This is a genomic window from Pseudomonas migulae (genome assembly GCF_024169315.1).
GTDB classification, from domain to species: domain Bacteria; phylum Pseudomonadota; class Gammaproteobacteria; order Pseudomonadales; family Pseudomonadaceae; genus Aquipseudomonas; species Aquipseudomonas migulae_B.
In genome coordinates this window covers 6190216-6203423 of sequence record NZ_JALJWR010000001.1, presented here as the reverse complement: position 1 = coordinate 6203423, position 13208 = coordinate 6190216, and the positions used below count along the sequence as shown (strand labels likewise).

Genomic DNA, 13208 nt, shown 5'->3' with positions numbered 1-13208 from the left:
CCTACCAAAGGTCACGTGGGTTGGGATGAGCCAGTACAAGATCCGGTCCAGGCCATTCAATGACGAACGCCTGCCTTACAGCGGCAGGAGCCTTGCGGCCAACCGGAAAACCGAACCAGAGTGACTGGGATTCAAATCAGGGTTATTCGAACATCTGCCGCCGCCGGGACTGAAGGTCATCCGGAGCTTGCAAATACCCGAGCGGGGCATGCTAGCACAGATGAACGGTCGTCGCCGTGCCGGGTTTTCCGCGAGGGCAAATCAGGTGTTTTTATGCCAGAGTGATGAACTTGAACCCGGTTTTACCCCTCAGATAACAAGACATTGACCCACAAGGAGCATCCCAGCATGCGTCTGAATCGTTTGTTCGCAGTAGTCGCCCCCATCGTCCTGCTGCTGCCGCTGGCCGCCCATGCCGATTGGCCGAAGGGCGAGCGCGAGAAATACATGGCTCAATGCACCCAGGCCGCGACTCCGCAGATTGGCGCAGCGGCGGCAAAATCCCACTGCGCTTGCGGCGCCGATGCGATCAAGTCGTACCCGGCCAGCGACATTCAGGCATTGATGGACAACAAGGCCAGCGACGCCCTGAAACAAAAAGCACTGACCCAAATCGCGTCCTGCAAAGCCGATCCCAAAGCGAAAAAATAAGCCCGAAAGGACGCTTTGAAGGCCCCGACAGCCGATGAAAAGCCCCCGAAAAGCTGTTTTTCGTACAATTTATGCAGGTTTTACAGCTTTTTTTATCGTCTTTACTTTCGGCTGAAAGCCTTTTAAAACGGGGCTTTCAGCCACATCAAGCAACAAAGAAAGCGTGACTGCAAGGCAAACAGCACGTCCGGGGGGCTCCCAAAGCGAACATTTCGACTATGATACCCCGGTGTGCCCAGTTGGCCTGAGCAGCACAGTACTACTGAAAATATATGTTTCTTGGAGATACACCATGTCTAATCGCCAAACCGGCACCGTTAAATGGTTCAACGATGAAAAAGGCTTCGGCTTCATCACTCCTCAAGGTGGCGGTGACGACCTGTTCGTACACTTCAAAGCTATCGAAAGCGACGGTTTCAAAAGCCTGAAAGAAGGCCAGACCGTTTCCTTCGTGGCTGAGAAAGGCCAAAAGGGTATGCAAGCTGCTCAAGTTCGCCCAGAGTAATTTCCAGGCGCACTAAAAAAACCCCGTCCATGTGACGGGGTTTTTTATGGGTGAAGCAAAAGCCTGGCGGCCTCAGCCGCAGTTGACGCGCGTGATCACCAGCTTGTCATCGGTGTTCAGGTTCAGGCGATCGGAACGGTACTCCAGGGTCACCATATCGTTCGGCTTGAGGATACGGGCATTCTGCGCGCCAGCGCGAACGCGCGCCTGCTCCAGCAGTTCAGGCGAAGCCTTTTTGCCAATGGTGAATTCGGCAGCCTTTGCTTCGCAGCGGCTGTGACCGGTATCAGTCGTCGTGACAGGGTCTGTTGCCGACTCGGTGGACGTACTGCTGCAACCTGCCAGCAGGCTAGCGGCCAACAAAGTACCCAATGACGCGAGCTTCCAAGGCATGAAGCCTCCTTTTTTCAATAGTTAAGCTGAGATCGTGCGACCGCCAATCTGGCATTTGGTTTCACAGGCAGCGCTTTCACCCTACCCTCGATCCGCACAATCGGCGAGTTTGCCTGAGCATTCCCGGCCGTTCATCCCTCAATCGTGACTGAATATGAACAGCACTCAATAAATGTCGATGTAGTCGAACGGTGGTGTCGGCCAATTTTCTTTAAGCGCATTGAAGATCTGCATGACCCAGACCTCGTCACTGGCCGCGACCAATCCTACATATCCAGACCCCTTGGCCCATGTCTCCAGACGAAACAGCAGACCACCGATGTCGGTGCCGCCCACGACGCCCGATGAAATGTAAGCGATGCCGCCCTTAGTGACCCGCAACTGAGTGTGCTCATCATCGCTGGCACTGGCCAGCAACTGGCGCACCGCTTCAAGGGTCAAGCCGTCAGGGGTGTTCAAATCGATCTGCACAGCGCTGTCCTTGAAAAATCCATCAAAGACCAAGTGTCGCATAGCCCTCCCCTCATGCCTAAGTCGGAGTGCCAAACGTCCGGCAAAATGGTTAACTCACACTCAGACTTTCCCGAATTCACGAGCGCCATCATGACCACCGTAAGCATCGACGCCGACATCAAAGCCAAATGGCCGCAAGGTCATAGCTCCTACAGCCCGGGCAGCCCGGAAGAGTTGGCAATCATTGGTATCGATCTATTGGTCAAGGAGCTGGGGACTGAAGCGGCGCAATCCTTCATCGCGCAGGTGTTCGAGAAGTACCCGGCCGACTACAAGGGCGCCGAATACAACGAAAGGGAGTGAAATCCCGCAGGCTGGCACCTGCGGGCGTGAATCTTACTTCAGGCGTGCCAGACGCTGGGTCAGCAGGTCGAAGAAACCCTGGGCGTCGCCGCTTTCAACCCAGAAAGCGTTCTTCGGCGCTTTCAGGCCGTCATACCAGTCGACGATGGTTTGACCGAATGTCGGGCCCTCGCGGCTATCAACCACCACATTGACCGAGCGGCCAGTGAACAGCTCGGGCTTGAGCAGGTAGGCAATGACCGTCGCGTCATGCACCGGGCCTCCCGGAAGACCGTAGTGCTCCATGTCGCCTTTGACGTATTCGTTGAGAATATCGCTCACCAGCTTGCTGGCGTTGTTGTTCAGCGCGGCGATCTGCTTCAGGCGCGCTTCGCTGGTGAGAACCTTGTGGGTCACGTCCAGCGGCAGATACGTCAGTTTGACGCCACTTTTCAGCACCACTTCCGCCGCCTGCGGGTCAGCGAACAGGTTGAATTCAGCCACAGGGGTGATGTTGCCGCCATTGAAGTGCGCACCACCCATGATCACCACTTCCTTGATGCCCTGGACGATGTCAGGTTCCTGGATCAGCGCCAGGGCCAGGTTGGTCTGCGGACCGAGCATGGCAATGGTGATGCTGTGGGGCTTGGCGGCTTTCAAGGTATCGATCAGGTAATTGACTGCATTACCCTTGGCCAGGCCTTTCTTCGGCTCATGCACGGCGACGCCCGACAGACCTTCCTTGCCATGAATGTTCTCGGCATAGATCGGCGTGCGCATCAGCGGTTTCGGCGCACCGGCATACACCGGCACGTCTTCGCGCCCTGCCCATTCGCGGGCCAACCGCGCATTACGCGACGTCTTGTCCAGGCGAACGTTACCCGCGACGGTGGTCAGCGCGCGGATGTTCAATTCTTCCGGCGATGCCAGGGCAAACAGCAAGGCCACCACGTCATCGGCACCTGGGTCGGTGTCGATGATCAGGTCGATCTTTTCCGCCGCCTGGGCGCTTGTTGCGGTTATCAAGGACAAAAGCAGCAGACTCCGGAGCAGGTGGTGCAGTTTCTGAGCATAGCGGTGCATAGCGCACTCCTTGTGCGTGGGAAAACAGAGAGACAATGGCGAATCAGAACGTGACCCCGGCCACCAGCACGATGTTGCAGTACGGCTGGCATTCGCCTGTACGAACAATCGCCCGCGCCTGTCGGCTCAAAACCTTGAATTGATCATGACTGAGCAGCTCACGCTGCCCCAGTGCGCCTTCGGTATTCAGTTCGTCCAGCGTGACCAGCGCCGACGGTTGCTTGTCCAGGATCTCCCGGGCCAACACGTGGCTTTCGACCTGCATTTCGCTGAGCACGACATTCAACGTGCTGATGAAATCCGGAATACCGTGAGTCAGCGCCAGATCGATCAGTTCGACGCCCGGCGGCACCGGCAGACCGGCGTCGCCAATCACGACCATGTCGCCGTGGCCCAGGGAAGCAATCAGTCGCGACAGCGCGACGTTGAGCAGTGGTGTCTTCTTCATGGGGTTTTAAAGGCCTGTACATCGGACAAATCAGGAATCGAGGGTTGCGCGCCTGCACGGGTCACCGACAGTGCGGCAGCCACCTGACCGAAACGAATCGCTTCACCCTCGTTTTCGCCGGCCGCCAGCGCGGCGGCGAAACCACCGACAAAGGTGTCGCCAGCCGCCGTGGTATCGACCGCTTTTACCTTCGGCGCCGGAAAATGCTCGAAGCTTTTGCCATTGGCAAACAGTGAGCCCTGGGCGCCCAGGGTGATGATGACTTTACCCGCGCCCATGGCAATCAGCCGGGTCGCCGCGGTTTCGGCAGTTGCCAGGGAATCCACCGGCAAACCGCTCAGCGCCGTGGCTTCGCTTTCGTTCGGGATCAGGTAATCGATGGCGGCGTACCAATCTGCCGGCAACGGACGACTGGCTGGCGCCGGGTTGAGAATCACGGTTTTGCCCAGTGCTCGACCGCGCTTGAGCGCATGTCCGACCGTGGCATCCGGCACTTCCAACTGACAGATGATCACATCTGCCGCCTGCAGTACCGCGTCAAAGCGATCGATCACTTCGGGTGTCAGCGCCCCATTGGCACCGGCGACGATGACGATTGCGTTCTGGCTGTTGTCATCCACCACGATCAACGCCACGCCGCTGGCACCGTCGACGATGCTGACTGCCTGGCAATCGATGCGGTCGGCCAACAATGCCTCGCGCAGTTCCACGCCATAGGCGTCGCTGCCCACGCAACCGACCATCGACACCTGCGCCCCCAGTCGCGCCGCAGCCACCGCCTGATTGGCGCCCTTGCCGCCGGATACTGTGGCAAACGATTCGCCGATCAGCGTTTCACCGCCACGGGGCAACCGCGACGCGCGAGTCACCAGATCCATATTCAGGCTGCCTATCACCACTACTTTTGCTGGCATACATTGCTACTCATCATTTCTATTTCAGTGGTGCTTTTGGTTTATCGGCTTTCGATTTTCAACGGAAGTGATCAAACACACCGGCCAGCGGCGCGGTCGATTCCCGCAGGACAATACTGGGCGTCACGATCCGTTGATCGGTGGCCATGTCCGGTGTGGCGATCCTGCGCAACAGCACGCCGGCCGCCATCTCGCCGAGCTGCAGGATCGACTGGCCCACGGTGGTCAGCGCCGGATAGACATAACGGCTCATCTGGATATCGTCGAAACCGATTACCGACAGCTCGCTCGGCACACGAATATTGCGCTCGGCGGCCGCTCGCAACACGCCGATGCCGATCATGTCGTTGCCGGCAAAAATCGCGCTGGGCGGGTTCTTCTCCAACAGGATTGCGGCGGCGCTGTAACCACCGGTGCTGGTGAAATCGCTTTCCAGCATGCGTTCGCGTGGCACTTCGACGCCCGCCTCTTTCAAGGCGCGGCAATAACCCGCCAGACGCATCTGCGCCACGCTGGTACTGGCCGGCCCGCCAATGGTGGCGATGTCCCGATGCCCCAGTTCCAAAAGGTGGCGGGTCGCCAGATAGGCACCGTACTCGTGATCGATGCGCACCAGGTCGGCATTCACGCCTTCCAGCCCGCGGTCGACGATGACCATCGGCGTGCGCACACCTGCCAGACCTTCTGCCAGACCCGCATCACCGCCGGCCGATGCCACGATCAGCCCGTCAATGCGCTTTTCCAGCAACACGCGCAGGTAACTGCGTTGCTTTTCCGGGTTGTCGTCGGAGTTGCAGAGAATCACGCAATAGCCATTTCTCTCGCAGTAATCCTCGATGCCCCGCGCCAGTTCGGCGAAGTACGGGTTGAGACTGTTGGGCACCAGCAAGCCAATGGTCGCCGTGGTCTTGGCCTTCAATGAACGAGCCACGGCGCTGGGCACGTAGTCGAGAGTTTTAATCGCGGCTTCGACCTTGACCCGTACCTCTTCACTGACCGGCCGGGTCTTGTTCACCACGTGGGAAACCGTGGTGTAGGAAATTCCCGCAAGCGCTGCCACATCCTTGATTGTTGCCATGACTCAGGTCCGCCGGCTTGCGCGCTGACTGCGATAGGTATCAAGCACCACCGCCACCACGATGACCGCGCCGGTGATGATGCGCTTGGTCGGCTCGGTTGCGCCGATCTGCGCCAGACCAGCCGCCAGCACGGAAATGATCAGGACCCCGAAGAAGGTGCTGATGACCGAACCGCGCCCGCCCATCAGACTGGTGCCGCCGATCACCACGGCAGCAATCACTTGCAGCTCCAGGCCGGACCCGGCATTCGGGTCCGCCGCTTCCAGGCGCGAAATCTGGAACAGCGCGGCGATACCGGCCAGCAGCCCCATCAGACTGAACACCAGGATCTTGTAGGGCTTTGGATTGATCCCTGCCAGACGTACCGCCTCTTCGTTGGTGCCGATGCCGATCAGGTAACGCCCGAACACCGTGCGGGTCAACACCGCCTGGGCAATGAAGATAATCAGCAAGGCAATGATGAACGAAGGCGAGATGCCGAAGGCGATCGGGTTGGACAGCCAGGCAAAGGCATCACCGATGTAGGCCGTGCGCGAACCGGTCATCTGATACGCCACACCGCGTGCCATTTCCAGCACGCCGAGGGACACGATGAACGACGGAATCCGCCAGGCCACGGTGATCGAACCGGTGATGGTCCCGGCCAGCGCTGCCGCCGCCATGCCGAGCAACGCTGCCGGAAGTACGCTCCAGCCCCAGCCGAGAATCGCCACGCTGACCGTCGACGCCGCGAGTGCCAGCACCGAGCCCACCGACAGGTCGATGCCGCCGATGATCAACACGAATGTCATGCCGACCGCGAGCACCATCAAGTCCGGAATCTGGTTGGCCAGGGTGCTGAAGGTGTCATAGGACAGGAAATGGCTGCTCAGGACCGAGAACAGCGCGACCATCGCCAGCAAGGCACCGGCCAGGCCCAGATAGGTGCCGAGGCCGTAAAAATTGCCACTACGTTTACCGGCAGACGTTGCAGTTTTCATTGGGGATCCCTAGGCGCTGCTTCATTGAGCAACGCATCACGTTTCTGGTAGCCGGCAAAAGCGGCGGCAAGCAAGTCATCCTGGGTCCAGCTGTCGCGCTCGAACGTCTCGATCAGACGCCCCGCCGACAGCACGCCGATGCGGTCACAGATCAGCATCAGTTCGCGCAGGTCGCTGGACACCACCACCAGCGCCTTGCCCTGACGGGTCAGTTCACCGAGCAGTGCATAGATGTCGAATTTGGCGCCGACGTCGATGCCGCGAGTCGGCTCGTCGAACAGCAACACCGAACAATCGCGCTCCAGCCAACGGCCGATCACGACCTTCTGCTGGTTGCCGCCGGACAGCTCCGAGACCAATTGCGTCGGGCTGGAGCTGCGGATGTGCATGGCGTCGATCTGGCGCTGGGCCAGGGACATCTCGTCGCCGTTATTGACGAAGCCACCGCTGGAAATCTCCGGCATATTGCCCAAGGCAATATTCGCGCTGATCGATTGCGTCAGCAGCAATCCCTCGCCCTTGCGGTCTTCGGTGATCAGGGCAATGCCGTGACCGACCGCGTCAGCCGGTGAACGAATACTGACGACTTTTGCCGGCGACCCCAGCGCAACCGTGCCGCTGTCCGCCGTGTCGGCGCCGAAGATCAGGCGCAGCAACTCGGTGCGCCCTGCCCCGATCAAACCGGAAACCCCGAAGATCTCGCCGGCGCGCACTTCGAAGGACACGTCGCGCACCTTGTCCGAGCGGGTCAGCCCCGTGACCGTCAACGCCGGAGCGCCGATCTTGCGCGGGCCCATGTCGATGTGTTCACCGAGTTCACGGCCGACCATCAGGGTGACCAGTTGCTCGCTGTTGTAATTGGCCATCGGCTCGACGCAGACCAGGTTGCCGTCGCGCAACACCGCAATGCGTTGAGCGACACGCGCCAGCTCTTCGAGGCGGTGCGAGATATAGATGATCGACACGCCGCGAGCCTGCAGACGGGTGATCTGCTCGAACAGCATCTCGACTTCACGGGCCGTCAGCATCGCGGTCGGTTCGTCGAGGATCAGCACGTGGCAATCGCCGATCAGGTTACGGGCGATCTCGACCATTTGCTGGTGACCGATACCCAGCTCGCCGACCAGGGTGTCCGGATCGATCGCGTCGAGCCCGACCTGAGCCATGGCTTCAAGCGCGGCCTTGCGCAATTGCTTGCGGCTGATCCAGCCGCCGTTGCTGGGCAGGTTATCGAGAAACAGGTTTTCCGCCACTGACAGCGTCGGCAGCAGATTGAGTTCTTGCATGACCATGCGAATGCCCAGGTCTTCAGCCTGGGTGCGGCTGCCGGGGCGGTAATCCTGACCCTGGAATTGCATCTGGCCGGTGGTCGGCGTGACCAGCCCGCCAATGATCTTCGACAGCGTGCTTTTACCGGCGCCATTCTCGCCGGTCAGCGCCAGCACTTCACCGCGCATCAGCGTCAGGTCGATGCCGGTCAGGACAGGTTGCGCATAGGTCTTGCCGATACCGCTGACCGAGAGGACAGCGTTCGGAGCGGAAACTGACATAAAAACTCTCCATGTGCTCGCCCGGACGGACGAGCACCGTTGTGTCGCCAGAAGAACTACTTGGTTACCAGCTCTACCGGAGTTTCGATGACACCGTTGGTGCCGCTGTCGACCTTCTCGCCCTTGACGATTTTCAGCGCCGTCTCGATACCGAACACGGCCTGGCGGGCAGCAAACTGGTCAGCGGTGGCCAGGACACGGCCATCCTTGAGCATTGGCTTGATGGCATTGATGTTGTCGTAGCCGACCACTTGCACCTTGCCGGCCTTGCCTGCGGCACGCACGGCAGACACGGCGCCGACGGCCATGCTGTCGTTGCCGGCCAGCAGGGCTTTGACTTGCGGGTATTCGCTGAGGATCGATGCGGCGACCTTGTTGCCTTTGTCGATTTCCCAATCGCCGGATTGGAGGGACACGACCTTGATCTGCGCCGCTTCCATCGCATCCTTGAAACCTGCAGTGCGGGCCTGGGCGTTAGTGGTGGTGGACACACCTTCGATGATGCCGACTTCGTCACCGGCCTTCAGTTGTTTGGCCAGGTATTCACCGACCAGTCGCGCACCCTTGCGGTTGTCGGGACCTACGAACGGAACATTGATATTTTTACTTTTGACGACCGCTGGATCCAGCTGGTTATCGATGTTGACCACGGTGATGCCGGCGTCGATGGCTTTCTTGATCACCGGGACCATGGCCTTCGAGTCAGCGGGGGCGATGACCAGCGCATTGACCTTGGCCAGAATCATTTGCTCGACGATGCGTGTCTGGCCTGCCGTGTCCGTTTCGTCCTTGATGCCGTTGGAGATCAGGTCGAAATCGGCCGAGTGGTCTTTCTGGTACGCCTTGGCGCCGTCTTCCATGGTCAGGAAGAATTCGTTGGCCAGGGATTTCATGACCAGTGCGACTTTGGGTTTTTCAGTGTCGGCGAAGGCCGAGGAGACAGGCAACGCGGCGGATGCGGCAGCCAGCATAGCGACAGCGAGAAGACGTCCAGCGAATGGCAGCTTCATGGGTTCACTCCGATCTTATGATTATTCTGAGCAACGCTTGCGCTGGCATAAGCTTCACCGCATTCGCCGAGGGACAAGCCATCGGCGGAGCCGCGCAAACGTTTGCGTAGACCGAACTATGCGAACCCTGTCGTCATTTGTCAACGACCGAAAAAACCGTTTTTGTGCTTGCAGCGAGTGTCTCTTTACGCCGTGGTGCTGACAATACCACCTGCGTTGGACCCCTTGGCCAGTTCCTTGACCAGATTGCCGGTAACTTCCAGCAGCGCGCCGTTGGTGTCGGCGACTTGCCCCTGAATCGACATGACCACCGCAGCCTTGGCTTCCGGTGTCGGATAAGACGCAGCCTGGGCTGCCGCCAATTGCTGCTGTTGCTCGCGCAGTTGCTGCTGCAGTTCCTGCATGCGTTTGAGCAACATTTTTACTGCGATGCTCTGGTCGCCGCCGCTTTCGGCTTTGGCTTCGGCCGGGGCCCCGCCACCGGTGCGGACCTTGGTTTCGTCAGCCGCGTCCTCAGTACCCAACGCCAGTGCCGACGCTTCGGAAGTCGACTCGCTCAAAGCGTTGATCGTCGCCGTGGACTTGCCACCAATGGTGATTGCGCCTGCATTGGGAAAGCCAACCGAAAATGACATGTGAACTCCTGGAGAAAAAGATCCTTTGAAGGGCATCGACCTGCAATTGATTTTCTTTAGTACCGATTTGCCGTCTGGCAAGACGACTTGTTCGACAGGAGCCGTAGCCCTTTTCGGAGAGCCGAACGCAAATGCCAAACATATTCGGAAATCCGGACAACAAGCTGTTTAAAGTCACGTTGATAAAAACCACATAATTGATACAAATCATGAAGTTAAAGGCATTTTTTCAATTCTGAATATGACTGGTACAGATCCTGCTCCCTCTCCTCCACCCCAGGCGTACAGATCAGCCTGGGGCGCATCTAGATGAACCTGCATCAGCACCGTCTCACTACTAGAGAGAAAAATAATGACATCTGCTTTCAAGACTTTCGTTCCGGGCGCTTTGGCCCTTCTGCTGCTCCTTCCAACAGCCCTTCAGGCAAAAGAAGCCGAAACCCAACAAAAACTGGCGAACGTGGTGATCCTCGCCACCGGCGGCACGATTGCCGGCGCAGGCGCCAGCGCCGCCAACAGCGCGACCTATCAAGCGGCGAAAGTCGGCATTGAACAATTGATCGCCGGGGTTCCGGAACTGAGCCAACTGGCCAACGTTCGCGGCGAACAGGTCATGCAAATTGCGTCAGAAAGCATCACCAACGACAACCTGCTGCAACTGGGCCGTCGCGTGGCCGAACTGGCCGACAGCAAAGACGTCGATGGCATCGTCATCACCCACGGCACCGACACCCTGGAAGAGACCGCCTACTTCCTGAACCTGGTCGAAAAAACCGACAAGCCGATCATCGTCGTCGGTTCGATGCGCCCGGGCACCGCGATGTCCGCCGACGGCATGCTGAACCTGTACAACGCCGTGGCCGTAGCCAGTAGCAAAGACGCTCGGGGCAAAGGCGTGCTGGTGACCATGAACGATGAAATCCAGTCCGGTCGCGACGTCAGCAAGATGATCAACATCAAGACCGAGGCGTTTAAAAGTGCCTGGGGTCCCCTCGGCATGGTGGTCGAAGGCAAATCCTACTGGTTCCGCCTGCCAGCCAAGCGCCACACCATGGATTCGGAATTCGACATTAAGAACATCAAGAGCCTGCCCGACGTCGAAATCGCCTATTCCTACGGTAACGTGAGTGATACAGCCTACAAAGCGCTGGCTCAATCCGGCGCCAAAGCCATCATCCACGCCGGTACCGGCAATGGTTCGGTGTCTTCACGGGTGGTTCCAACCCTGCAGGCCCTGCGCAAGGATGGTGTGCAAATCATCCGCTCTTCCCACGTCAACGCCGGTGGTTTCGTACTGCGTAACGCGGAACAGCCTGACGAAAAATACGACTGGGTCGTTGCGCATGACCTGAATCCGCAAAAGGCTCGCATCCTGGCCATGGTCGCGCTGACCAAGACCAATGACAGCAAAGAGCTGCAGCGGATGTTCTGGGAATACTGATTCGCCCTCGCCCGACCGGTTCCGGTCGGGCACCGCTGTTACCACTCGCCATCCCCGGCGAGAGCTCTCTTCTCTGATAAAAAAATTCCCCTCTTCCTACACCAAACGGAAAAAACTGCTGTCAGAGGATTTTCTTGAATTTTAAGCAGTTGCGAAAATGCCTACAGTTAAATACTGTATGCACGTACAGCTTAATAAGGATAATTCCGTGGCCACCACCTCTGCCTCTCCCGACGCCTATCAACGCATGGGCATGCGCGTTCAAAAAATCATCAATTCCCCCACCGCCCAGAAAGCCAAAGCTGCGCTGATCTTTCGTCTTCCCGACGAACCTGTGGATGAGTGGGAACAATTGCTCGAAGAAATCGATGAGAACGACAACGTCACCCTCGCCTACCGCGACGATGGCGGCGTGCAGATTTTCTGGGTTGTGCCGAAGGAAGACTGAGTCAATGAGTGTCCGTTGTTTTGTTTTGCTGTTTCTGTTCTTCGCGATGGGCGCCCAGGCTGACGCCCCGCGCACCTTCAGTGAAGCCAAGAAAGTCGCCTGGAAGCTGTACGCACCGCAATCCACCGAGTTCTACTGCGGGTGCAAGTACACCGGCAACAAGGTGAACCTCTCCGCGTGCGGTTATGTACCGCGTAAAAATGCCAAGAGGGCCTCCCGCATCGAATGGGAGCACATCGTCCCCGCCTGGCAGATCGGCCACCAGCGTCAGTGCTGGCAGGAAGGTGGACGCAAGAATTGCACGCGCTACGACCCGACCTATCAGAAAGCTGAAGCCGATTTGCATAACCTGGTGCCGAGCATCGGCGAAGTGAATGGTGATCGCAGCAATTTCAGTTTTGGCTGGCTGCCGGAGCAATCCGGTCAATACGGCTCGTGCCTGACCCAAGTTGATTTCAAGGCGAAGAAGGTCATGCCCCGCCCTTCCATTCGCGGCATGATCGCCCGGACTTACTTCTACATGAGCAAGCAGTACGGTTTGCGCCTGTCGAAGCAGGATCGGCAACTGTACGAAGCCTGGAACAAAACCTACCCGGTGCAAGCCTGGGAACGGCAACGCAACCAAAGCGTGGCGTGCGTGATGGGGCGCGGTAACGAGTTTGTCGGGCCGGTCGACATGAAAGCGTGCGGTTAAACGCTGACTAAACGAAAAAAGGCCTTGGGTTGAATCCCAAGGCCTTTTTTTGTTTTAACCGCGCTCGCTTTACCAGGGTGGTCAATCGCCGTTACTGAGTCACCGGACGCTCGATGACCAGCAATTCAATGTTCTGTTTTTTCGCCCGGGTCAACGCCGCGCGCACTTCCGCCTGCTTGGCTTCAGCCTCGGCTTTCGAACTGTATGGGCCCATCAGGATGCGGGTCTTGCCATTTTCCTTGATCACGCTGGCAACGAAACTGTGCTCGATCAGCCAGCCACTAAGATCGCTGACCGCCTGAGTTATTTCACCTCGCACTTCCAGATCCCACTGGGGTGCGGAGGCCACCACCGGCGCGGCAGTCGCTGCCGGCTGCGGCTTTTGCGCATCTACGCTCTTGCCTTCACCACATCCCGCCAATGCCAGTACTGCGATTACCAAGGCCATTTTGCGCACAACGCTTCCCTCTGAATGCTGAAAGCGGGGATTTTAACATTCATGAATACTTCCCGAGTGCCGCAAAATGGGCTCAAAACAACGAGAATGATGGATGCGGCCTCTGTATAGTTACGCCTTGGGAA

At 58.4% G+C, this 13208-nt stretch carries 17 protein-coding genes; 6 read left to right on the top strand and 11 right to left on the bottom strand.

All coding sequences use genetic code 11. The features are described from left to right. The first annotated feature begins 348 nt into the window (after nt 1-348). A complete protein-coding gene (locus tag J2Y86_RS28600; protein WP_253439398.1) occupies nt 349-651 on the top strand; it encodes a hypothetical protein in 303 nt (100 codons plus the stop codon). Between the two features lie 292 nt (nt 652-943). Further along, entirely contained in the window at nt 944-1156 is a 213-nt protein-coding gene (locus J2Y86_RS28595; protein WP_003179963.1) for a cold-shock protein, read from the top strand. A gap of 72 nt (nt 1157-1228) precedes the next feature. On the opposite strand, the gene J2Y86_RS28590 is transcribed toward J2Y86_RS28595, so the two are convergent. Continuing rightward, complete coding sequence (locus J2Y86_RS28590) at nt 1229-1549, bottom strand: I78 family peptidase inhibitor (RefSeq protein WP_253439396.1); 321 nt, start codon at nt 1547-1549, stop codon at nt 1229-1231. A gap of 165 nt (nt 1550-1714) precedes the next feature. Beyond that, entirely contained in the window at nt 1715-2020 is a 306-nt protein-coding gene (locus J2Y86_RS28585; RefSeq protein ID WP_214382142.1) for a hypothetical protein, read from the bottom strand. Between the two features lie 132 nt (nt 2021-2152). Between J2Y86_RS28585 and J2Y86_RS28580 the strand changes: the two genes are divergently transcribed. After that, nucleotides 2153-2365 (top strand): hypothetical protein, encoded by a 213-nt coding sequence (locus J2Y86_RS28580; RefSeq protein ID WP_033061806.1) that lies wholly within the window; start codon nt 2153-2155, stop codon nt 2363-2365. 33 nt (nt 2366-2398) lie between these two features. Here the strand turns inward: J2Y86_RS28580 and J2Y86_RS28575 are convergent, their stop codons facing one another. The 8 genes from J2Y86_RS28575 to J2Y86_RS28540 form a co-directional block, all read right to left on the bottom strand. Beyond that, on the bottom strand, nt 2399-3427 hold the full coding sequence (locus J2Y86_RS28575; protein ID WP_253439394.1) for a nucleoside hydrolase: 1029 nt from the start codon (nt 3425-3427) through the stop codon (nt 2399-2401). Nucleotides 3428-3470: 43 nt separating this feature from the next. Beyond that, nucleotides 3471-3875, bottom strand: a complete 405-nt coding sequence (gene rbsD, locus J2Y86_RS28570) for a D-ribose pyranase (protein ID WP_253439392.1) — start codon at nt 3873-3875, stop codon at nt 3471-3473. After that, a complete protein-coding gene (gene rbsK, locus J2Y86_RS28565) occupies nt 3872-4789 on the bottom strand; it encodes a ribokinase (RefSeq protein ID WP_253439390.1) in 918 nt (305 codons plus the stop codon). Before rbsK ends, rbsD begins: the two co-directional genes overlap by 4 nt. Before the next feature lie 58 nt (nt 4790-4847). Next, nucleotides 4848-5867 (bottom strand): LacI family DNA-binding transcriptional regulator, encoded by a 1020-nt coding sequence (locus tag J2Y86_RS28560; RefSeq protein WP_253439388.1) that lies wholly within the window; start codon nt 5865-5867, stop codon nt 4848-4850. Nucleotides 5868-5870: 3 nt separating this feature from the next. Beyond that, nucleotides 5871-6848, bottom strand: a complete 978-nt coding sequence (locus J2Y86_RS28555; protein WP_008028232.1) for an ABC transporter permease — start codon at nt 6846-6848, stop codon at nt 5871-5873. Beyond that, nucleotides 6845-8398: a sugar ABC transporter ATP-binding protein gene (locus J2Y86_RS28550; RefSeq protein ID WP_253439387.1), complete on the bottom strand. Its 1554-nt coding sequence runs from the start codon at nt 8396-8398 to the stop codon at nt 6845-6847. The genes J2Y86_RS28555 and J2Y86_RS28550 overlap by 4 nt, the downstream gene beginning before the upstream one ends. A gap of 56 nt (nt 8399-8454) precedes the next feature. Further along, nucleotides 8455-9408 carry a sugar ABC transporter substrate-binding protein gene (locus J2Y86_RS28545; protein WP_008028234.1) on the bottom strand — a complete coding sequence of 318 codons (954 nt, stop codon included), beginning with the start codon at nt 9406-9408 and terminating at the stop codon, nt 8455-8457. A 185-nt stretch (nt 9409-9593) separates the two neighbouring features. After that, nucleotides 9594-10043, bottom strand: coding sequence for a hypothetical protein (locus J2Y86_RS28540; RefSeq protein WP_253439385.1), 450 nt, complete (start codon nt 10041-10043; stop codon nt 9594-9596). Nucleotides 10044-10395: 352 nt separating this feature from the next. On the opposite strand from J2Y86_RS28540, the gene J2Y86_RS28535 reads away from it, so the two are divergent. The 3 genes from J2Y86_RS28535 to J2Y86_RS28525 all read left to right on the top strand — a co-directional run bounded on the left by J2Y86_RS28535 (nt 10396) and on the right by J2Y86_RS28525 (nt 12626). Beyond that, nucleotides 10396-11484 carry an asparaginase gene (locus J2Y86_RS28535; protein ID WP_253439383.1) on the top strand — a complete coding sequence of 363 codons (1089 nt, stop codon included), beginning with the start codon at nt 10396-10398 and terminating at the stop codon, nt 11482-11484. Nucleotides 11485-11641: 157 nt separating this feature from the next. Beyond that, entirely contained in the window at nt 11642-11932 is a 291-nt protein-coding gene (locus J2Y86_RS28530) for a DUF1654 domain-containing protein (protein WP_253439381.1), read from the top strand. Between the two features lie 4 nt (nt 11933-11936). After that, nucleotides 11937-12626 (top strand): endonuclease, encoded by a 690-nt coding sequence (locus J2Y86_RS28525; RefSeq protein WP_253439379.1) that lies wholly within the window; start codon nt 11937-11939, stop codon nt 12624-12626. 91 nt (nt 12627-12717) lie between these two features. On the opposite strand, the gene J2Y86_RS28520 is transcribed toward J2Y86_RS28525, so the two are convergent. Next, on the bottom strand, nt 12718-13083 hold the full coding sequence (locus J2Y86_RS28520) for an SPOR domain-containing protein (protein ID WP_253439377.1): 366 nt from the start codon (nt 13081-13083) through the stop codon (nt 12718-12720). Nucleotides 13084-13208: the final 125 nt, after the last annotated feature.